Source organism: Paenibacillus beijingensis (genome assembly GCF_000961095.1).
Lineage (GTDB): Bacteria > Bacillota > Bacilli > Paenibacillales > Paenibacillaceae > Paenibacillus_O > Paenibacillus_O beijingensis.
Genome location: NZ_CP011058.1, coordinates 1,361,401 through 1,384,650, shown reverse-complemented (window position 1 = coordinate 1,384,650; position 23,250 = coordinate 1,361,401). Strand labels below are relative to the sequence as shown.

The 23,250-nt window shown below is 55.5% G+C and carries 10 protein-coding genes; all 10 read left to right on the top strand.

Annotated features, from left to right (window positions below; translation table 11 throughout):
• The first annotated feature begins 66 nt into the window (after positions 1-66).
• The 10 genes from VN24_RS06335 (at position 67) to VN24_RS06290 (ending at position 23,221) form a co-directional block, all read left to right on the top strand.
• Entirely contained in the window at positions 67-3,438 is a 3,372-nt protein-coding gene (locus VN24_RS06335; RefSeq protein ID WP_045669703.1) for a tubulin-like doman-containing protein, read from the top strand.
• Positions 3,439-3,463: 25 nt separating this feature from the next.
• Positions 3,464-5,650, top strand: a complete 2,187-nt coding sequence (locus tag VN24_RS06330; RefSeq protein ID WP_045669702.1) for a hypothetical protein — start codon at positions 3,464-3,466, stop codon at positions 5,648-5,650.
• Complete coding sequence (locus VN24_RS06325) at positions 5,647-9,870, top strand: hypothetical protein (RefSeq protein WP_045669701.1); 4,224 nt, start codon at positions 5,647-5,649, stop codon at positions 9,868-9,870. Before VN24_RS06330 ends, VN24_RS06325 begins: the two co-directional genes overlap by 4 nt.
• A gap of 325 nt (positions 9,871-10,195) precedes the next feature.
• Positions 10,196-13,309: a hypothetical protein gene (locus tag VN24_RS06320; protein ID WP_045669700.1), complete on the top strand. Its 3,114-nt coding sequence runs from the start codon at positions 10,196-10,198 to the stop codon at positions 13,307-13,309.
• 109 nt (positions 13,310-13,418) lie between these two features.
• Positions 13,419-14,825 carry a response regulator gene (locus VN24_RS06315; protein ID WP_045669699.1) on the top strand — a complete coding sequence of 469 codons (1,407 nt, stop codon included), beginning with the start codon at positions 13,419-13,421 and terminating at the stop codon, positions 14,823-14,825.
• Between the two features lie 42 nt (positions 14,826-14,867).
• Positions 14,868-16,670 (top strand): sensor histidine kinase, encoded by a 1,803-nt coding sequence (locus tag VN24_RS06310; protein ID WP_045669698.1) that lies wholly within the window; start codon positions 14,868-14,870, stop codon positions 16,668-16,670.
• 551 nt (positions 16,671-17,221) lie between these two features.
• The gene (locus VN24_RS06305) at positions 17,222-18,949 is read left to right on the top strand and encodes an MGH1-like glycoside hydrolase domain-containing protein (protein WP_148505202.1); all 1,728 of its coding nucleotides are present in this window, start codon (positions 17,222-17,224) and stop codon (positions 18,947-18,949) included.
• Positions 18,946-21,342, top strand: a complete 2,397-nt coding sequence (locus tag VN24_RS06300; RefSeq protein ID WP_045669697.1) for an alpha-L-rhamnosidase-related protein — start codon at positions 18,946-18,948, stop codon at positions 21,340-21,342. The genes VN24_RS06305 and VN24_RS06300 overlap by 4 nt, the downstream gene beginning before the upstream one ends.
• Before the next feature lie 23 nt (positions 21,343-21,365).
• Positions 21,366-22,331, top strand: coding sequence for an ABC transporter permease (locus VN24_RS06295; RefSeq protein ID WP_045669696.1), 966 nt, complete (start codon positions 21,366-21,368; stop codon positions 22,329-22,331).
• An 8-nt stretch (positions 22,332-22,339) separates the two neighbouring features.
• Entirely contained in the window at positions 22,340-23,221 is an 882-nt protein-coding gene (locus VN24_RS06290) for a carbohydrate ABC transporter permease (protein ID WP_052703182.1), read from the top strand.
• The last annotated feature ends 29 nt before the right edge of the window (positions 23,222-23,250 follow it).

The following is a 23,250-nucleotide window of genomic DNA, read 5'->3' as shown; positions in this document are numbered from 1 at the left end:
CAAAGGACGCTCGAAGAATGGGTGCAAGGCTAGAAAATTAAGCGGTGCGAGAGGAGCAGAATAGATATGTCGCACAACGTGCCAACGATATTGATCGGCCTCGGCGGAATCGGCGGGCAGGTCGTGAACGAAATTTACGGGCGCATTCCGGCAGACAGCAGGGACAGGGTCGCCATTCACGCGTTCGATACGGACGTCAACAGCCTGCAGAAGCTGGAGCATTTGAAGGGTAACGTGACACAGACCAGCACGACCCGTTCGGTAGGGGAGTATCTGGCCCAGAACGGCGCGCTGAAGTCGTGGTTTCCCGAGAACCCGCAGCTGAACCGCAAGACGATGACCGAAGGGGCGGGCCAGATCCGGGCCGTCTCGCGGCTCGCGTTCCGCGCGGCGATGGAAGACGGCAAGATGAACGGGCTGTGGGACAGCATAAACGCGATCTTCCCGGTCCAGCGCGACAGCACGGTACAGGGCGTACGCGTCATCATCTTGAGCTCACTGGCGGGCGGAACGGGATCCGGCATTTTCCTGCAGGTGGCGATGTATCTCCGCGAGGTGCTGGAGCGGCGGTTCGGGCAGTCCAGCGTCCTCATCCGCGGAGCGTTCCTGCTGCCGGATCTGTTCGTACATACCGGCATCCTGGATCACCGGGAATGGGAAGCGGTACAGGCGAACGGTTATGCGTGCATGAAAGAACTGAACGCCATTACGCTGAGCGCGGCCGGCAAGTGGAACCAGAACGAAGAAGACGGCGTCACGATCGAGCTCGAATACCGCCCGAACCAGGTCGACCTGGAAGGCAACGTGACGCATGCCGTGACGGAAAAGCAGCTTCCGTTCGACTTTTGCTTTTTCTACGATTACGAGAACCTGAAGGGCCAGCACTTGAACGGCTTCAGCGACTACCTGGAGCTCGTGACCCGCACGATTTACCTGCAGCTGTTCAGCCCGATCTCGGCCAAGCATTTCTCGCAGGAGGACAACCAGATTCTCGAGCTCATTTCCTCGGAAGGGCGCGGGCGGTTTTGCGGCGCCGGCGTCGCTTCGCTGACCTACCCGTATGAAGACATCGTCGAATACGTTGCGCTTAAAAGGTCCGTGGACGGCCTGAGCGACAACTGGCTTTATCTCGACAAGCTGTTCGAGGAGGAGATGGACCGCTACGAGAGCGATCTGCGGCGGGGTGTGGCAAGGGATAAGCCGGACCGCGGGGACCGTTACATCTGGCACCTGGACAATGTCTACGGCGACGAGAAGCCGCAGCCGTTCTTCACGCAGGTATACCGCCAGGCGTACGAACAGCTGGAGAAGGGGCAGATCGGCGATGCGAAGTCGGGACAATTCCTTCGAAGGGTTGAAGAGTTCGTTTACCGTATCCTCAGCGACGATGCGGAGCTGCGGTCGCTGGAGGCCAGCAGCCGTATCAACGAAGGCAAGCTGGGCATCAAGGAGCAGATGAAGCAGGAAATCGGCCGGGTCGAGAGCCAGCTGATGTACTATCAGGAGCAGATCAACAAGAAGGTATACGAGTACCGCACGTACGCCGCTTATCAGATCATTGAGCAGGACGCCAATGAACAGAACTTGATCGACGGCCAGGAGTACCGCCTCAACACGTGGTTCCTGGGCAAGCCCGATCCGGTGCACCCGATCGCGGTCCGTTACATGCTCTACCAGATCCGGGCCGAGCTGCGCACGCGTATACAGTCGCTCCGCACCCAAAACACAGCCGCGAAGCAGCAGATCGACAAATATCCGGAAGCGTACAGCCTGAGCCAGACGGAACGCAAGGAATCCGCACAGCAGCGGGTGGATGCGGCGCTCAAGCAGAACGCGGTCGGCGCGCTCTTCAAAAACCAGTTGAAGGACTTCAGGACCGAATATCTCGACAAGGCGAACCGCCAGTTGACGACGCTGAAGAAATACGAGAAGTCGATGCTGCTCGAGCTCGTTCTCAACTCGGTGGCGCAATCGGTCGATCAATTGTGCAAGGATTGGGAGCGGTTTTTCGACAACCTCAAGAACACGCGCCTGAACCTGCTCCAAGAGCTGGGACGGATCGAAACGAAATTCGAGCATACCGACAACACGCCGCAAAATTATGTACTCGCTTCGGCCTTCATGATGCAGCAGTCGTGGGAGGGCGTCCGCCGCATGTTCGATAACGATGTGCTGCCGCGCGACGTGGCGGGCCAGATCTACAAGGCGCATTATCTCCAGTTCTGCCGCCGCAACGAGAACCGCCTGCCGGAAGAAATGCAGCAGGAGATCAAGGTCGAGGCGCTCTACCGCCAGCACGTGCTCGCCTACCTGCGGGACGATATCGAGAAGCGCTGCAGCGACCGGCTTGACATCGACGTGACGACCGCTCTGCTGCGGGAAGCGGCCATCCTGAAGCTGGAGGCGCCGGCCTATATCCAGGGAAAAACGGAGGCGCTCGAGGAACTGTCCAGCCCGTTCATTCCAAACATTGCGGACAGCCGCGAGCTGCGGTTCTGGGGCATCCATCCGGACAGCCTGACACCGTTTACGGCGTCGCAGCGGAAGGATCTGTTCGGTGAACGAGCGGTAACGGATCCGGCTTTTTCGCGGTATGAATTGATCTGCTACCGGGCCCATTACGGCCTCAGCGTACAGAATTTCGGCAAGTTCTCTTCCGGAGACTACGCGGATTCGTTTGTCCGTCCGGCAGGGCAATACTATGCGGCTTACAAGAAGCGGGTCGAAAAGCTGAACCGGAACGAGCCGGCGGTTACGCCGCATCTCGACCGGCGCTGGCACGTGCCGGCCTTCATGCCGGACCTGAACCCGAAGCAGGCGGAGCTCGACAACCACCGCGTCGACCGGGCGCTCATTCTCGGCATCATATACGGCTGGCTGGTGATGAAGAACACCCACGGCAAGTACCTCTACCAGTATCTGGACCGGACGAGTACACGCATGATATACCGGAACGGGAAAGACATTGGCGGGGAGATTTATCAGCTGCACAGAGGCCTGCTGCATAATCCGATCATTTGCGAAGAGATTCTGGAGCGCGTGAAGGAAGAATTCGACCAGGACCGAAGGAAGCACGGGGACAATATGGACAAGCATCAGTTCATCCAGCAGGCGTCCGGTCTGTCCATGACGACGAAAACAAATGTCAAGAACATCCTGGATATTCTGTTTCTATACGAACTGGAAGATTCGTCGAGGCAGGATCTGTCGGAGAAAGCCAATCATCTGCGGGTGGTGCTGCTGGACGAGATTGAACGGTATTTCATTGAAACGTACGGCGGCCATCGCGGCCCTCTCGCCAGAGAGAAAGCGTCCGCCTTTATCCTGCAATTATGGCAAGGGTCCGACCTGCGCTTTACGGTGGAAACCGATTCTTCCACGTACGGACAGTGGGAGAATCTGATTACCCGCAGGATTGAAACTATAGCGAGAGTGTAAGCTGCTCGCCGAAGGAAGGATCGCAATGCTAACGATTGTGGTGCATTATGATGAAACGCCGCAGGATTGGAACCTTATCGAACGTTTCTTCCATATGGGCATCCATTCGGGTAAGCTTGCCCTGTTCCGTCATCAGGCGAACCGGAACGCGGCTTATCAGTATTTGGTTAACAAGGTATATGAGTACCTGAATGTCAACATGGTAGAGAAATGGCAGCTCGTCTGGATGATGAACATTTCCCAGGAGAAGGATTACCGGAAGCGGCTCAGCTCGCAGCTGGGGGAATTCCGGAAAAGCTTCCTTAGCCGTCTTCAGGACCGCAAGCTGTCGCCCGAGAAGGTGTTCGTCCTCGCGCTGGACGGCATCGACCGGGAGGAGGGCGGCGCTCCGCTGGACGATTTTCTGAGGGATGTCTGGACGCTCGATATTCACGGCTACTTGCCGCGGAAGCCCCTCGGTGATGGGAATCTTTTTTACCTTGGTGAGATTGAAGCTCTCGACGCTTCGTGGGACCGGTCGGCGCTTGATCTGAGGCAGGCTGGGCCGCTCGAAGAACCGACCGAGTCGTTCCTTCAACTATTGAGAATGCAGGTTGACAAGGTGAAGATCAGCTTCCGGGAGATTTTGGCGGATAAACGGAAAATCGAGCAGCAGTACGCCTGTGACCCCGGGAGCGTTCCGACCGACGTCCTGTTTGAGAACGAGATTCGCGCCGTGGAGGAAGGGTTCTATGAGCGGATTAACCGGATTATGGTGCCGCCGCTGTCCCCCAAGCTGAATGAATATTTGCCGTCGCATGAACTGAAGGCGGTATTGAAGGAGCTCATGGGCACAAAAGTATCCATCGCTTCTTACGTCTTTATTCGCGTGCCGTATCCGCAGGAGTTCGCGGCGAGACGTGTCCGCACATTGCTGAAGGTCGCGTATGCCATTAATGCGATCGCCCTGAACGATCCGGTGTCACGGCTTTGGCAGGAAGGGAATGCCTATACGCTTGACGTTGCCTTCCGGGAGCGCGACCTGGCTTCGCTGTTCAATCGCTATATTACGAGGTTGTACATCTGCAAGTCGCGGATCGAGGATTCGCTGCGCAACCGAAGGCTCGATATGGCGCCGGATTATGCGCCGTGGACGTCGCTGCCGCACGGCCGGGAGGCGCTCGAAGAAATGAATGTGCCGCTGCCGAAGCTGAGGCGCGGCCGCTACCTTCAGTTCGAGCAGCAGTTTCGGATCTTTGAAGACGAGGCTCGCGAGATGATGAACAAGCGGGACCAGCGGGTTCTTTACTTGGCGAAGGAAGGCATGCGCAAGCTGGACATTCAGAAGAAGCTGAAGGAAGAGCCGCAAGCCTTCACCAAGGAGGAGCCGGAAGAAATCATCCGCCGCCTGCAGGAGGAGATAGCCGTTACCCGGCAGGAGCTGCTCGCCGAGGTGCCTCATACGCCGTCGTCGTTATCGGCGTGGAACGACTATATGGAGCAGACGAAGCAGGATATTTCGTTCCAGTTACGGAGTATGCCGGGAGCCCGCCAGATCGGTTGGATCACCTTTATCATCGGCGGCGCCTTGCTGGCGCCGGCGTTCGTGAAGTGGAATGACGCGGCGCCCGCTGCGGGGACGGGAGGCTTGCATCCCGTGCTTGTGTACGGCGTTTATCCGGCTGCAGCGGCAGCGGCGGTCGCGCTCTGTCTCCGTCTGTCGCGCAACATGATCTTCGATGCGGTCAAGAGGCGAAGCCGCAGGACCGAAAAGCGCCTGGACGAGATGATAGTCCAGCAGGACCGTACTCAGAAGCAATATAACGATTACCTGAATCGGCTGTACAAGCTGCTTAAGCTGACGCAGCGGACGCACGACGTCAGCCGGTTAAGCAGCGAGAAGGCGGAGGAGAACCTTCGGCTGCGGTTTCACCAGACGGCGCTGGAGGAGGCGATCGATATCGGCAAGCGTCTCGCCTATTTGTTGAACATTGGGGTAAAAGAAGATCAGGGCCGGTCGCTGGAGAACTGGTACGATGAGCAAAGCTGGTTCGACCGGGACGCGACCGCTCACCCGGTCTACTGCCCGCTCTGGGAGCAGCCCGGCGTCGAACAGGACGGCGATGCCGCGGCCGAGCTCGTCGTCGGCCTGTCACGCGATACGATCAAGGGCGCCCTCATTTATCCGGCGGAGAGGGTCATCTGCGAGCATGATCGGGTGTACCGTTTATGAGTGCTTTTCAAATGACGACCCTGCTCGTCGCTCTCGCCTTGTTCGCTTTTGTCGCGGGTTCGCTGAAGCTCTCCAATTACGATAAAGGGGAGCGGTATCTGCAGTTCTGGTCGCCGCTTCTCGCTTTTGTCGCGGGAGCGGTGTTCCTCGTTGCCCATGATGCGATCTTTGCGGCGATCGAAAAGCTGCTGAACGAATATATGCCGCAGCTTGTGCCTTATCTGTTTGTCGTGATGAACTTGGCTTTTTTGGCGCTGTTTGCCCTCGTTAAAGCGATCGGTGTATTTGTTCACCGGGCGGGCAGGTTTATCGCGAGGCGGCTGAAGTGGGCCGTCTCGCCGGTGCGCTTCGTCGCGAAACGATATGTTGCGCTGCTGCCGAAGCGGGTGCATCATCGGCTAAAGCGGCGGGATCCGAACGCCGGGATGGTATTTTTCGAGGAGCACCAGGGGACGCTGCGCGTGAAGGCGGAGTACCGGCATGCCGGCCTTGCGCTCCATTACGCCTCCATCGTTTCGGGTTTTCTGCTCGCGATCTATTTCGTGTTCGCGATCGTACCGGAGCTGCAGCCGTATTCGGATCTGCTGCCGGATCATCTGGCGGCTGCGTTTCTTCTGTTGGCAGAGTGCGGCTGGTTCCTTGCCGGCGGCAAGGGCAAGCGGCAGACGCAGCCGCCCGGGACAGCCGAGGATCGCACAAACGTATCCTATCGCGAGCTTTTCGAGGAATATAAGAGGCTGTGGCCTTCGCAGCTGCTGGCCTCCGGCATCGTGGGCGACCCGCGCGAGCTCGAAGGCAAAGCGGAAGCGCAGCACGGCGAGTCCATGCAGGCCATCCTGCAGGGACTTGTGCAGGGCCGGCATCTGCTCGTGCGGGACGGCATGTTCCTGACCGCAAGCAAGGCGATTTTCCCCGCGCTGTACCGGCTGCTGTTCCAAAATAAAAAGCTGGTGCTGATTGTAGAGTCGGAGCAGGACCTGGCGCCCGGCGCCGAGTGGTTCTACCGGGGGATCAAAGAAGCGGGAGGGCCGGCTTTTGCCTGGACGGCCGCTCCCCTGGCGACCGCTGTGGAACAGAACCTGGAGGCCGATCTGCTGCTAGTGAAGACGAGCGATCTGCTTGCTGAAACGCTGATGGACTACATTCAGCACGAGCATGAGCAGCATAAATCCGACCTGGTCGTTATTATGATGGAGGGCGAGAAGCTGTTCGCGGGGCACGGCAACCCGCTCAAGCTGTTTGCCAGCCGATTGACCGGGGTTCTTGGGGGAACGCCGCAGTTTGTCGTTTTTTCCGATTGGGCTGAAGATCTCGAGGACGCGATGCAAAAAATTTTCGGCGTGCAGGCGGACGATATTACGATTCACCAGAGCCGGAGCCGGGAGCTGCATTACGCCGCGGTCGCACAGGACAGGGGCATGCTGCAGCAGCGGATCATGCCGAGACTCGTTCACCGCTGGCTGGACCCTGAGGCCGCGCTTGTCATTCCGGCCATCAAGATCGGGCTGGAGGAGATCGTCGTCGTCGATTACGGCAGTATGCCGGGCCGGGATAATATCGAGGAGCTGTCCGAAAATATTGTGCACGCCGTGAAGGATTACGAGCTCCCGAATCAAGCCGCTGACCGGCTGCGTCAGAGCATCGAGCTGCACGCGCGCGAATGGTCCGTCGCCGAGCGCGGCGATGCGCTTGTCATTTGCCGTGACGCGTCGCACAATCTGATCCAGGGCATCGGCCGCTGGTGGTCGGCGGGAAAGGACAATACGATCGTTGTTGTCGTATCGCCGCCTTATCTGCTACGGGACTATCTTGCGGCGAATGCCGACTTTTTCCTGCAGAATCACCGCAAAATCTCATCCATCGTGCCGAAGCCGGCAGCAAACCGCAAGACCGCGTATTTGTCCATGATGGACCGGTTATCGCGCACTTGGCTGACCGGGATGCAGCTTCAAGGCATTCTGCGCAAGGCCGGCATCGAGGAAAGCTCCCTGGCCGACGGCGTTCGAAAATATGCGGAGCTGCTCGGGCGAACGAGCGCACGCCGCGACATGCTGGAGGTGCGCTTCCGCAAGCGGTTTGACCGGACCGAAGGCCGGTTCAAGGAGGATATGTTGTACCGTCTCAATCCGGAGGAGGCCGAGCGGTACAAGAAGTCCGTACTGCCAACCTACGCGGTGCGGCTGGAATCCGGAGATACGATTGCCCATATTCCGGGCGACGTGTATCAGCAGTACCTGCCGGGCCAGGCCGCTTCTTTCGGCGGCCGGTGGTACCGGATCGCAAGGATCGACGACTACCTGCAGCGTGTGGAGCTCGCTGTGGAGCCGCTGACGAGCCCGCATCTGTATAAGCAAAGCCGGACCTACGCCGTCCGCAAAGACAGCGTCAGCCAGCCTAACGGCAGTCCGGTCCGGTGGATGATCGACCGGTTCGAATTGACGTTTCGGGCCGAGTTTCGCAGCTTTGACGTCCATACGAACGGCTACTTCGACTTCAGCAGCGGCATCAACCTTCAGAGCGAATCCGCAGTCTATGTGCCGCTCAGCGAGGAGGACCAGGGCTCGCGCCGGTCCTATACGCAGGGCAATATGCTCTCGATTACGATCCAGTCGCTGGACGGCGAGTTCGAGCAAGCCGACCGGCTGGCGTTCACACTCAGCTACCTGCTGAACGAGCTGTTCGTTACTTTGTACCCGTACAACCATAAATGTTTGTCCGTCAGTACGGCGCTGCCGGACTCGTTCTATGCGGCGGGCAAAGACGCCGCACGCGAACGGCTCCTGCAATACGTGCCGCGTCTGAAGCCGGCGAATTCGCAGGGCAACACAAAAGAGATCGTTCAACTGTACGTGTTCGAAGACAGCCTCCAAAACCTGGGTCTGATCGAGAGCGTCATCCAGCACTGGAACCATTATATCGAGATTCTTGACGATTACTTGTACTGGGTGTTCAAGCAGGATGGCCGGGCAGGTGACAAGGAAAATTACCTCCGGCACGGCGGCGTGACGCTGCCACGGGATCTGCTGCTGCGTGAACTCGCGGCAATGATGCGCCGCTGGCTTCCGGCGCAGTCGCTCCGGACGCTGCGGGCACAATATGAGCAGCGGACGGCGGGAGCGGTACCGCAGGCTGATGCGACATCGGCGGGCTCGTCGGCACGGCCGTCCGCGCCGACGCCAGCACAGCTGACGGAGAGCAGCCCGGCTGCTCAGCCGTCCGCGCCGTCCTCGGGACAGCCGTCGGCAGCATCGTCCGCGCCTTCGGTAGCTCCGCTATCGGCTCAGCCGACAGCATCACCATCTGCGCCATCGTCGGGACATCCGTCGGCACCGCCACAGGAGAGCAGGCCGGCCGTCGCCGGCAAGGGAGCTGCGGCTGCTGCGGCAGCTTCCTCCGCCGACGCGTCGCAGCAGCCTGCAGCCGTCACGGGCGAGGCGAAGCGCGAGAGCAAGAGGGAGCGGGCGAGGCGTCTGCGCAAGGAGCGTATCGCTGAGGAGGCGCGTGCCGCCGAGGCCGAAGCAGCCGCCTCAATCGAGTTCGAGGCGGCAGACGGAACAGTTGAACCGAGCGGTGCAGTCGAGTCCGAAATGGCGGCCGTAACAGTTATGCCGAGCGCCACAGTTGAGTCCTCCGACGATCGGTCAAAGCCAAATGCCAAGCCGCAGCTGGATGTGCCGATTGCGACGCATGACGACCTGTTTGCCGTCTATCTTGATGTGCGGGGCGTCTTCCTGAGCGGCCTGAAGGTGAGACTCCGGGAGCGGATCGAGCTGTCCCTCGTTTCGGGAGACGGCATGCGGGAAAGGATCGGCACGCCTATCGTCGAGGCGCCGGAACTGGAGCCCGGGCGGCAGCTGTACGGCCAAGCCGTCCGATTCCCGGACGGCGTCGTACATATCCGGTTGGCCGGTGACACGGCAAGAAGCGATGCTATCGCCGCATTGGCGCATGAGTTGACTCATATTTGGCAATACGACAGTTTGCAGCTGGATGTCATCCCTGGCGAAGAGCTTGAAGGTCTCGCCAAATGGGCAGAAATACATGTGCTGGAGCAGCTTGGGTATGCGGGCAAGGCGGAGAAGCTGCGCGAGGGGCTCATGGACCGGAACGATAGATACGGCGAAGGCTTCCGGGCTGTGCTGATGAAGCTGCAGGAGGATCCGGTTTCCGCAGATCCTTTTGCCATCATGCTGGCGGCTTACGGCAGGGTTAAGGTATAACATTTCAAGCAGCAGGCTGATTGCTTTTTCTCTAATAGGTGCACGGCAGGCACTAAGCTAGAATAAGATTCTGTAAAATCGTTTCGAAAGAGGTTGACCGGCTGAATCGGTCAGCCTCTTTTTACGTTGCAACCAGAATAAGCCGGGGAGAGCGGAAAAATAATGGAATCATTTCTATATAGCAAATGTAAAGATTAGCCCCTTTTTCATGAAAGGAGCAGCGGTGTTGAATATTGAAGCTTCAGAAAAGTAAAGCCAGCCGGATTGTGTGAAACCGCATTCATGATAAACTGGTAAACAAAATTGAAGTTTGGGGGAAAGCCGAATGGATAAGGCGGTTTACGATGAATTTTTGAATCCAAGTCCGGAATGGCGCGGTAAGCCTTTCTGGGCATGGAACGGGAAGCTGGACAAGGAGGAACTGATCAAGCAGATTCACGTGATGAAGGAAATGGGGTTTGGCGGTTTTTTCATGCATTCCAGAACGGGGCTTCAAACGGAATATTTGGGAGAAGAGTGGTTCGAGCTCATCAATACCTGCAGTGATGAAGCCGAGAAATTGGGATTGGAGGCTTGGCTGTACGATGAAGACCGGTGGCCGAGCGGAACCGCGGGAGGCGCCGTAACGGAAAATTCGGAATACAGGATGAACTATTTGCGCCTGGAAATAAAGGAGCGGGCCGATTTTCAATGGACGGACGGCATTCTCGCCGCGTTTGCGGCGGACGTTGCCGATCTGTCTTATACGAAGGCCCTACCGATAAACAGGGATTCGAACCTGGCCGAATTCGCCGAACCATTTAAAATACTCGTTTTCTCGGTTGAAGAGATGAAACCCGAAAGCTTTTACAATGGCTACACTTATATCGATACGCTAAATAAAGCGGCGACCGAACAATTTATGAGGCTGACCCATCAGAAATACAAGGCGGCTTGCGGAGAGAGGATCGGCAGCAGCATTAAAGGCATTTTTATCGACGAGCCCCACAGCGGTGCGAACATGACGGGGTTCGGGATTCAAAATCGCGATGCCGGATATTTGACGCCTTACAACAAAATCTTGTTTGACCGTTACGAACAACAATATAAAGAGTCTCTCACGGCCGTGCTGCCCGAATTGTTTTTGAAAAAGAACGGCAACGCGGTTTCCGCGGTGAAATGGAAATATATCGAGCTGCAGCAGACGATGTTTTTGGAAAATTTCGCGGCCCCGCTGGCGGAATGGTGCAAGGAGAACCGGATGCATCTGACCGGACACGTTCTCCGCGAATGTACGTTGGCGGGACAAACCGGCCATGTCGGTTCTTCGATGCGCTTCTACGAAAAGATGGATTATCCGGGAATCGATGTCCTTGGGGAAGCGTATGACCGATACTGGTCCGCCAAACAGGTGATGTCCGTCGCGAGACAGACCGGCAAGAAGTTTGCGTTAACGGAATTGTACGGGGTAACGGGCTGGCAGATGCCGTTTTACGGCCATAAAGCGGTAGGAGACTGGGAGGCTTTATTCGGCGTCAATTTGAGATGTCCCCACCTGTCCTGGTATACGATGGAAGGGCAGGCCAAAAGGGACTATCCCGCAAGCATACTGCATCAAAGCGCCTGGCATTCGCAATACCGGTACGTGGAGGATTATTTTGCCCGTTTCGGATATATGATGAGCCGGGGGGTTGCTTGCTGCGACGTCCTTGTCATTCATCCCGTGGAAAGCCTGTGGTGCCAAATTTATCCGGATTGGGTCAAGGTGTTTGAGACGAAATCGCCGGAAGCGATTGAAATCGAACGGCATTTCATGGAGCTGTTTCAAATCTTGATGCAATCGCGAATCGATTTCGATTATGGCGATGAAGAGATGATCAGCCGTTTATGCCGGATCGGGCACGATGGAACAAAGGAGCCGGTTTTATATGTGGGAGAAGCAGCGTACAAAATCGTCGTCGTTGCGGGACTGACAACGGTCCGGGAGAGCACGCTGGATATTCTCGAGCAATTCCAGACGGCCGGAGGGAAGGTTCTGTTCGTCGGCGATGCCCCGCAATATGCAGATGCTCTCCCAAGTGCGCGGCCCGGACTTCTGGCGGAACGGTCGTTCCGGTGTGAATTCAACAACGAACAAATTTCAAAGGGGCTTGCTTGTCTTACGCTTCCGCCGGTTCGAATTCAGGCTGCGGCCAACACGGATTCGATTTATTGCCAAGTCCGCAAGGAGGGGGACGTTCTCATTGCGGCGTTCTTGAATACGGACCGAAACAAAGCAATCGCTCCCGTTCGGATTCATTTTGATTATGAGGGATACGCCGAGCAGTGGGACTTGAGGAGCGGACTAAGGTATAAAGCCGGCGCAGCGGCAGAAGCCGGGATCACAATCGATACTTCGTTTGCCGCAGGCGAAGAAAAGCTGTTCGTGCTAACCAGGCAAGAGGAACGGGGGCTGCCGCAACTCGAAGAACATCCGATTGAACAAAGCAGTGAAGAGCTGAACGGCGAGTACGATTATACGCTGCACGAGCCAAACGTATGCGTCCTGGATCTGGCCCAATACCGCTTCGGAGATTCGGAATGGCAGGACGAAACGGAAGTGCTGCAGATCGAACGGCGCTTATGCGAACAATTCGGCTTCGAAGCCCGGGGCGAGCAGATGATACAGCCATGGTTCAGGCAAAAGTACGGTCATCAGTCGGACGGCGGCAAAATAACAGTCACGCTGGCATTCGAATTCGACATCGAAATACGGCCAGACGGTCCGGTTTATGTTGCCGTGGAAAATACGGATACGTTCGCGTTCCGCTGCAACGGCACCTTGCTTCATGATACGCGGAGCCGGCAATATTGGGTGGATCGATGCTTTCAAGTCATTCCAATCCCCGGCGAAGCCCTTGTCGCCGGCCGAAACGTCATTGAGGTCAAGACGGATTTCCGGCAGGGCTCGGCGCTGGAAGCGATCTATTTATTAGGCGAATATGGTGTTCGGCTGAATGGCGACCGTAAGGTCATCACCTCTCTGCCGCCGAAAATAACAACGGGCGATCTGTGCGTACAAGGCTTTCCCTTTTACGGAGGGGCCGTCACTTACCGTCATATCGTTCGCACGGAAACCCGCCCGGAACAGCCGGTCTTGCTGCATTGCCCGCAGTTCAGCGCAGCGTGCATAACGGTGTCCAATAAACGGGGCGAGGAGGAGGTCATCGCGTTTCCGCCCTACCGGCTCGATATTACCCGCTTGCTGGAACAAGACGGATCCGTGGATCTGACGGTGTTTTTGACAAGACGGAACACGTTCGGGCCGCTCCACCGTTCACGGCATCTGCCTCCGGGCCATTCGCCGGACGCTTTTATTCCGGCTGACGGCCATTTCATGAAAGACTATAACTTGATCCCGAGCGGTTTGATCGAACCTCCGCTGCGGGTCGAATGTCATTATCCTACCCCCAAAAGTTAAAAGCAGTGGATTGTTAAAAATAGGCTCCCCGATTATAATGTTTATAAAGCGCTTACAACATTCAACATCGTTATAGATGAAGGGCATAATCAACCGGGGGGCTTGGGGGATGTATAAATTGTTGATTGTCGATGACGAGGAGGAAATCCGGGAGGGGCTCGCCGATATGATCGATTGGTCCAGTCTCGGATTCCTTGTCGCTGGAACGTTTCAGGACGGCAAAGATGCGATTTATTATCTTCAAGAACATGAGGTCGACGCGATTCTGACGGATATCAAAATGACGTTCGCCAGCGGTCTCGAAATCGCGCGGTACGTTGCCGAGCACAAATTGAACGCGAAAGTCGTTCTGTTAAGCGGTTTTCAGGAGTTCGTGCTGGCACAAGAGGCGATGAAATACAACGTCACGCATTACTTGCTGAAGCCGACGGATTTGGACGAGGTGTCTGCGACCTTCCAGAAGATATACCGGCAATTAGAGGAAGAGAAGAAACAAATCGAGCAGAATTGGAAGCAGCGTCAACAGTACAAGACGCTGCTTCCGATGCTGTTGGAGCAGTTTTTCTTTAATATGATGGTTGGGGGAGCATGGGGACACGAAGAAATCCATCGAAAGCTGCAGCAGCTCGGCCTTCCCATCCATCCGGACGAGGGGAAATGCTCGATTATGAAGGCGGAATGGTCGCGGCCCGATCTAGCCGCCCGTTCGCCGGAACGAAGGTCGGAAGAAATTCATGCGCTGAGCGTTGCGATTACGAAGGAAAAAGATCAGGTTTATTACACTTGCATCCATTTGGGGGACAACCGGCTGCTCATCGTTGCTGCCGCTATGGGCGAATGCACGTACGACGAGTTTGCGAAAAAGAACGAGCAATTTTTCATCCATATTCAAAAATCGCTGCTATCCTTGCTTGGCATGTCCATCCGGCTCGACCGGCATAAGGTTTACCCGAGCCTGCGCGAATTGCTTCACCAGCGGGACTTTGTCGAGTGGGGAGTCACCGCGGCCGACAACGGCTTGTCCGATTTGAAGGAATTGGCTATCGGCGTACTGACGATGATGCGGGATGAATTGCAGGAAAGCGATTTGGAAGGAGCGATCAGGGAGCTTCGCGAAATGCAGGAAAAACAACCGATTATCGAATGGTGCCGGAAAATGTTCGTTTCGGTGCCGGACAAGGAAAGCGGCTCGCCAGAAAATGAAAGGGCTATCATACGACAGGCAAAGCAATATATTTCGGAGCAGGTCGAGCGGGGTTTAAGTTTAAGTGAGGTGTCCCGTTATATTCACTTGAATCCCGTTTATTTCAGCCGCTTGTTCAAGCAGGAAACCGGCGAAACGTTCTCCGATTATGTCACCGGCTTGCGCATGAAAAAAGCGATGGACTATTTAAGAGACCCCCAGTACAAAGTTTACGAAATCGGCGCCTTGATCGGATATAAAAATACGAAGTATTTTCATAAATTATTCAAGCGTTATACGGGCTACACGCCTTCCGAATTCCGGGGAAAATGAGAAATCATCGTCCATGCCGGGTTGTTCCAAGGAGCAGCATTCATGATGAAACCGATGAACAATTTGTGGAGAAATATCAGGCAGTACAATTTCAACAGCATCCTGCTGCGCAATTTCGTACTGATCGTCGGGCTCATTATTTTGCCGCTTATCGGCATCAGCGTTTACGTTTATGAGCATAACGATGCGAATATGCGGGCCGAGATTGAGCGGTCGGCGCTTGGCGAGCTTGCCATCGCGCGGGATTCGATCGATATGGTGCTGTCCGAAACGGAGCGGTTATCGGTGCGAATCAAATCCGATCCCGACTCCGGTTTATTTTATCAGGAACGGCTTTCATCTCCGTTAAACTACAGCGATACGGTACGCATTCAGCGCATCCAGCAGGTGCTGCAAACCGCCCGTTTGACAAGCCCGTATATCGATTCGATCCAAATGTTCTCGGAGTACAATAACTTCTATCTGACCGCCGAGTCCGGCGGTACGTTCCAGAATGCCGACAATCGATGGTGGTTCAACGCTTATGAGCAGCATAATGGCCGTTCCAATTTCTGGACAACCGGTCTTGTGACAGACAAAACATCGCGTACGCCGCTGCTCAGCTTCGTGAACCGGATTTCATCCTATGAAGGAGGCAAAAGCGGCGGCGTATTGATCCATTTGAACCTCGAGAAGTTGGGAAACCTGGTTGATCATTCGGTCTACCAGAGGATTTACGTCGTCGATCCGGAACGAACAATCATGTTTCACCGCGACAGCGCTTTGCTGAACGAACCGTTGCATGAGGCCAAGCCCGAACTGGCTGCGCTTCTGAAGAACGGGATCGCATCGCGCATTCTCAAGCTGGAAGGACAAAATCAGGTGATCTCCGTATTGCCTTCCCTATCCGAGAAGAAGTGGGCTTACATTTCGGTCGTTTCGCTGCAATCGTATCAAGCGAGGCGTACGCAGATCACAGAATTGATGATCGTACTTCTTGGCGTCAGCGTATGCTCCGCCATTGTATTGGCTTTTATTATCGCCACGAGAAGCTACCAGCCGATCCGGCAAATTCTGTCGCTTATCGAGAACAAAGAAAATCCGTTTTGGATCGTAGGCGGCAAATCCGGCTCGAAACCATGGAACGAGACCAAGTATATATTAACGAACCTGACGGAATCGTTTCATCAGAACCGCAGCATGGAGGTGCAACTGCAGGAAAAGTATGAGCTGCTGCGCAAAGCGCAGGCGGTCGCTTTACAAGCGCAGATCAATCCTCATTTTCTCTACAATACGCTGGAATCGATCAATTGGAAGGTAATGCGTCTCACACGCGGGAAAAACGAGGCCTCCGAGATGATCCAATCGTTGTCGGCGCTGCTTCGGCTGACGCTGGAGACGAAAGACGATCTCGTCACCATCGGCAAGGAGCTGGAGCATCTCCGGCTGTATGTGGAAATGCAGAAGCTGCGCTACAAAGACAAATTTTCGTTCCGGTGCAACGTTCATGAACGTCTTCTGGATTGCAAAATCGTAAAGCTGGTGCTGCAGCCGATCGTGGAGAACGCGATTTATTACGGGATCAAGCCGAGCCCTCGCAATGGAATGATCACCGTCTCCGTTGAAGCCAGGAGGGAAACGATCGTCATACGGGTGCGGGACAACGGAGTCGGGATCCCTTTTTCGACGGCGCACAGCTTAAACGCGGATTTAAAGAAGGATCTGTTCAAGGAAAACGAACATATCGGGCTGCGAAATGTGAACCAGCGGCTGCGGCTTTCATTCGGCGACAAATACGGGCTTACCATTCGCAGCAAGCTTAAAGTGGGAACGATTGTCGAGATGGTCATTCCGTACATTCATTAAGCGACGTTACCGGCCGGTAACGTTTTTTTTTGACTTCCGCCTCGTTTTTGTTTCGTTATGGCCGCAGGGATTGGGCGAATCTTGAGGCAGGGGGAGTCTTCGAGCAGTGAACGGCAGCGCACGCCTTATGAAACTGGCCTAAAGAATCGTAAAACCGTTATTTCAGGAATAATGAGACTTCTTGAGCGATAACGAACCCTACAATCACTATTTCATCAAAAAACAACCAAACCGAGTCGATCGGAATCAAATAGTGACGCTGCGATTCGTTAGAGCTTGGAACAGCTTCAATATGTACAAATAACGATGACTCGGTTCGTAAGCCATTCGATGCTGGTCTTGTGATAATTCCTCCGCTTGCGTATGCCATTCGGTTGGCTTCGTGCTTGTTTCATGGGCATCGGATTTAATCTTCCGAAGTTGAATCAGGCAACTGGATGCGAACCAAGTTTTGAAAACGGTTTCAATATTTCGGGCGAATCCGGTACCTTAAATGTAAAACGCGCAGGATTGAATGAAAGCTCCGCGGATTCTATGATGAAGAGGCTTCCATGACATACGATAGCGCACGGCCGCTTCCCCCGATTCTTGCCGGGAACGTCACGGTAAATAAGCGGGAGCTCGTGAAGGAAAAATGCGATGAGGAGCCGACACGGATGTGCGACATGCTGACGAGATTAAGGCAAAACGCTGGTTTTCGGGAAATGGGGGTCCGATTTGCATGCACCTCATCATCGCTGGAGGCAATATATGCCCAGGGTCTGAGAGAGCTGTCCGCAAGCGTCGAGGCATCCCCATTGGACCGCCCCATTTTATATGAAGGAGGCGTATATCAAGGGTGCTGGCTGGAGAGCACGGGCACCATCAACGCGGAAGTGCTGGCCCGTTTTTGGCCGGAGGCGGCGGCAAGCACCTATGAGCACTTTGCGGATTTTCAGCGGGAAGACGGTTTGCTCCCGTTTATGATTACGCCGGCAGGAGCCGATTACACCCACATTCAGATGGTGACACCGCTCGCCCGATCGGTCTGGAACAGTTACTTGCTTCAGGGGGGTCAAGACCGGAATCACTTGAGCAAAATGTACGGCGCGATGAAGCGGTTCGACCAGTGGGTAGGGGAACACCGGAACAGACGGGGAACGGGATGCGTGGAAGCGTTCTGCGTCTGGGATACGGGGCACGACCGGTCTCCCCGGTTTTGGCATATCCCGGATTGCACCCCTCTTGGCGATGCGTGCGCCTACTATGAAGATGTTCCGGCACTGCCTTATCTCGCACCCGATTTGACCGCTAATGTCTACTGCCAGCGGAAGTATTTGGCGAAGATGGCGAGAGAGCTCGGAGAGCCGGAGTCGGAAGCCGTTCTCTGGGAAACGCTCTCCGCTGAAATGCTGGAAAACCTGATGAATCATTGCTTTGACGAGCGGGATCAGTTCTTCTACGACGTCGACCGGTTTGGCGGCTTTATCCGGGTTCAATCGGACGTCCTGCTGCGCGTGCTCGCTTGCGAAGTCGGGGACGACCGCTTTTTCAGCCTGGCACTGAAAAAATATTTGCTGAATACCCGGAAATTTTTCTCCCGGTTTCCGCTGACCTCGATCGCGATGGACGATCCCCGGTTCAATCCGCGGTTCGATCTGAACAATTGGTTCGGCATGACCAACTTCCTGACGCTGCTGCGGGCTCCTCATGCGTTCGAGCATCACGGCCGGTTCGTCGAATTGAGCTGGATCATGAATGCGGCAATCGCGGCATTCTCCAAGATGACCCGGTTTTCCCAAGGGATGTGCCCGTGGTCGGGAGAAGCGGCTTACACTTCGGAATACACGCCTGCCATTCTATGCCTGCTTGATTACATCGAGCGATTGTGCGGCATCGTCCCGCTGCCCAGCGGGCAGCTCTGGTTCACGGGCATGACGGCGTGGGCGTATGAAGGCGTAAGCCGGCAGGAGGAGCAATTCGCTTACGGCCGAACGGCCGATCACCGAAAGTTCGAAATCGTGACCAATGCAACGGAAGCCAAGGTGTACCGCGACGATTGCCTTCTGTACCGCTTTCCCCGCGGCATTCGGCTGGTGACGGACCGAAGCGGCTCCCTTCAAGGGATTATCGGAATAAGCGCGAACGCGGTTGCCGGAGTGGTGGAGTACGAGAACCTCCAAATCCCGTTCGCAATCGAAGGCAATGAAGCGATGAGCTTTGACGGACGTCAATTCGAGACTGCGATGCGCCCGGGCGTTATTGCCCCGGTAACGGAAGAGTGGGGGAATACATTGTGACAGATTCTTATTTCACACAATCCGCACAATCCGCACAATCGGAACATTTTGAGAGGGCCAAACCGGTGTGGCTTGACGGCCTTGAACATGAAATGAACGTAACGGCCGGCTTCCGCGCCATTGTGGAACCGGACGGGGAGGAGCCGATGCTGCTTCGTTTAACGGCATCCAGCCTGTACAGGGTTCACGTGTGCGGAACCTTTATCGGGCACGGGCCTGCAAGAGGTCCGCACGGCTATTACCGGGTGGATCAATGGGATTTGACCGATGCGCTGAAGCCTGGCCGCAATGTCATTGCCATTGAAGTCGCCGGTTATAATGCCAACGGCTATTATGTGCTGAACCAGCCGTCCTTCCTGCAGGCGGAGTTGCAGAGCGGCAGCCGGATCATCGCTTATACCTCGGCGGATAACGGACATTTCACGCCGTTCCGTCTCGATGAGCGGATCCAGAAGGTGCAGCGGTACAGCTTCCAACGGACATTTATCGAATATTACAGGTTGAAAGCGAACACGCGCGATTGGATAACCGCTGCCGATGCGCCGGTCGCTGCCGGTCCATGCTCGGAAGCTGCGCCGAAGGCGCTGCTGCCAAGAGGCGTGTCCTATCCCGCTTTTGAACTCCGGAATCCGGCGGCGGTCGTTGCCGAAGGCCGGTTCGAAGCCGGATACCCGCCGGAAAGCTACTGGAGGAACCGCTCGCTTGTGTCGGTGGGGTCAGGCCTTGCCGGTTATCGGATAGACGAACTGGAGCTGCTTGTTTCCGATGAATTGCAGGAAACAAGGACGGTCGAGCGCCGCGAGCTGTCGGAGCGATATGAAGCCGCCGAAACGCGGATTTTGCAGGAAGGCCGATTCGCCATCCTCGATTTCGGACTCAACCTGACCGGCTTTGTCGGCGTCAGACTGACCGTGAAGAAGCCGGCCAAGCTCTATATCACCTTTGACGAAATATTGAGCGGGCAAGGAGATGTCGATTTCCTCCGACTCGTCTGCGTGAATGCGATCGGTTATGAGCTGGAGCCGGGCCAATATGACTTGGAGAGCATGGAACCCTATACGCTGCGCTATGCCAAACTGATGGTGATGCGAGGGGAGGTGGCCGTGGAGGCTGTGTCGCTGCGGGAATATATCAACCCCGACACGGAGACCGCTTCCTTCCGCTGCGACAGGGAACCGCTTAACGAGATCTTCGCGGCCGGAGTGGAGACGTTCAAGCAGAATGCGGTAGACCTCTATATGGACTGCCCTTCCCGCGAACGGGCGGGATGGCTGTGCGACAGCTTCTTCACTTCCCGCGCGGAGTATGTGCTGACGGGCGCGGCCGCCGTGGAAACGAATTTTCTGCAAAACTATTTGCTGCCGCAGCGGTTCGCCCATCTGCCGGATGGCGTGCTGCCCATGTGCTACCCTGCGGACCATGACGACGGCAGATTCATCCCCAATTGGATGCTGTGGTTCGTCCTCGAGCTTGAAGAATATGCCGGCCGTACGGGAGACCGCAAGCTGGTGATGCAGGCAAAGGAAAAGACGGACCGTCTGTTCAATTATTTCCGCACGTTTCGGAACGAAGACGGCTTGCTGGAAAATTTGCAGGGCTGGATTTTCGTTGAATGGTCCAAAGCCAATGAGCTTGTGCAAGGCGTGAACTATCCGACCAATATGCTCTATGCAGGGGCGCTGTCCGCGGCCGGCCGATTGTACGGCGACGGCGATCTGCTGGCTCAAGCCGAACAAGTGAGAGCGAAGATCCGCGATCAGGCGTTTGACGGAACCTTTTTTATCGATCAGGCGATTCGCCAAGTCGGCAAGCTGGTGCAAAACCGGGAAACGACCGAGGTTTGCCAGTATTACGCTTTCATGTTCGGCATCGCCGATCCCGTAAGCCATCCGAAGCTGTGGGATCTGCTTGTCCGCTCGTTCGGGCCGTCCAGGCAGAAGGAAAACCTCTTTCCGCACGTTTATCCGGCGAACGCGTTTATCGGGAATTACCTTCGTCTCGAGCTGCTCTCCCGTTACGGCCTCGGCAGGAACGTCCTGGAACAGATGGAGGGATACTTCCACTACATGGCGGCAAAAACGGGAACGTTGTGGGAGCATATGTCGGAGCGGGCAAGCTGCAACCACGGCTTTGCATCGCATGTCGTCCACTGGCTGTACCGGAATGCGCTCGGAGTCCGGACATTGGACCATGCGACCCGGCGGCTAGAGCTGCAGTTCGATCCTTCCTTTCTCTCCCGCTGCGAAGGAAGCTTGCCGGCAGGCGGCGGAACGATCCGCATCGAGTGGCGGAAAGAAGCGGACACGCTTTATTATTCCGTTGCCGGAACGAACGGCTACGAAGTCCATATTTTTCCCGTCGCAGGCTACTGTTTAAGAGAAGAGACAACGTAAGCTACACAGAGGAGGTGCAGACCATGTCGCCGGATTACGAAAGCGCTTCAAACGCCGCCATTGCCGGACTGAAGCGGCAGCGCGAGCGCACGATCAATTTCAAGTATTTGCTCAAGAACAAATGGCTGTATTTCTTTCTGATCCCGGGATTCACGTATTTCATCGTATTCAAATATGTGCCGATGTTCGGAATTGTAATCGCTTTTAAAGATTTTAGCCTGGTCAAAGGAATTTGGGGATCTTCATGGATCGGGTTTGACAATTTTTATTACCTGTTCCAGTCGCGCGATTTTTTTACCATTTTGCGCAATTCGCTCGTGCTCAGCACGTATCAGATCATATGGGGATTTCCGGCTCCGATTTTGGTCGCGATCATGCTGAACGAAGTGCGCAGCGCCTTGTTCAAGCGGATCTCGCAAACGGTGTTCTATCTTCCCCATTTTATTTCCTGGGTCGTGCTTTCCGGCATGATCATCCAGTTTCTGTCCCCCGACAACGGATGGGTCAATCGCGTCATTATGGCGATGGGCGGAGAGCCGATTCATTTTTTGCTGGAACCGGCTTACTTCCGCAGCATCATCGTCTCCGCGGAGGTGTGGAAGGAGCTTGGCTGGGGGACGATCATTTATTTGGCCGCCATGACGAATATCGACCCCACGCTGTATGAATCGGCCCGTATGGACGGAGCCAACCGTTTTCAGCAAATCCGGCATATTACGATCCCGAGCATTATGACCACGATTATTGTGCTGCTCATTTTGCGGATCGGCAACATTCTGGACAACGGGTTCGAACAAGTGTTTCTGCTTTACAATACGTCGACGTATTCGGTGGCGGATGTATTCGATACGTACACGTATCGAATCGGCTTGGTGGATGGCCGGCTTTCGTTTGCGACGGCTGCCGGAGTGTTCAAGGCTGTTGTCGGCTTCGTTCTCATCGTGCTGGCCAACCGGTTGGCGCGAAGATTCGGAAATCAAATATGGTAGGGATTGGCATGAGAAAAAGAAAACGGCTCAATATGTTCAATATCGTCAATCACACGCTGCTGGTCATTATCGGGATTATGATGCTGTATCCGATCGTCAACGTAACGGCGGTATCCTTCAGCTCCTACACCGCTTATATCGACAACCCGATGCGGATCTGGCCGGAAGGCTTCAATGTCGACGCCTACCGCCAGATTATGGCGAATCCGGTGTTGTGGCGAAGTTATCTGAACACGATTATCGTCACCGTGTCCGGCGTATCGATCGGCGCTGCGCTTTATATTCTGACCGGCTACCCGCTCTCGAAGAAGCATCTGAAAGGCCGGCAGCTGTTTATGCTCCTTGTCATCTTCACGATGCTGTTTAACGGGGGCATGATTCCAAACTATTATTTGATGAAGACGCTCGGCTTGCTCGATACGCTGGCCGCGCTCGTCCTTCCGCCGCTGCTGACGGGATTCAGCCTGATCCTGATGAAAAACTTCATGGAGAACCTGCCGGAAGAGCTGGAGGAAGCGGCCAAAATCGACGGGGCGTCCGACCCGTATATTTTATGGCGCATCATCGTTCCGCTCTCCAAACCGATCATCGCCACCTTGTGCCTGTTTGCGGCCGTGACGTACTGGAACAACTTTTTCACCGGGATCGTCTACATCCGCAGCGTCGACAAGTGGCCGCTCATGCTGTTTCTGCGCGAAGTGATCGAAGCCTCGAAAATGCGGGAGCTTGCTTCGGGCGGCAATGCGGCGGAGATGAGCATGGACCAGGTCATGACGGAGAATATCAAGTACGCATCGCTCATCATTGTCATTCTTCCGATTCTGTTCGTCTATCCGTTCGTCCAGAAATATTTTGTGAAGGGCATTATGCTCGGTTCCGTCAAGGGGTAATAAAGGCGGCAACCGTTTCTGCTTGAAAT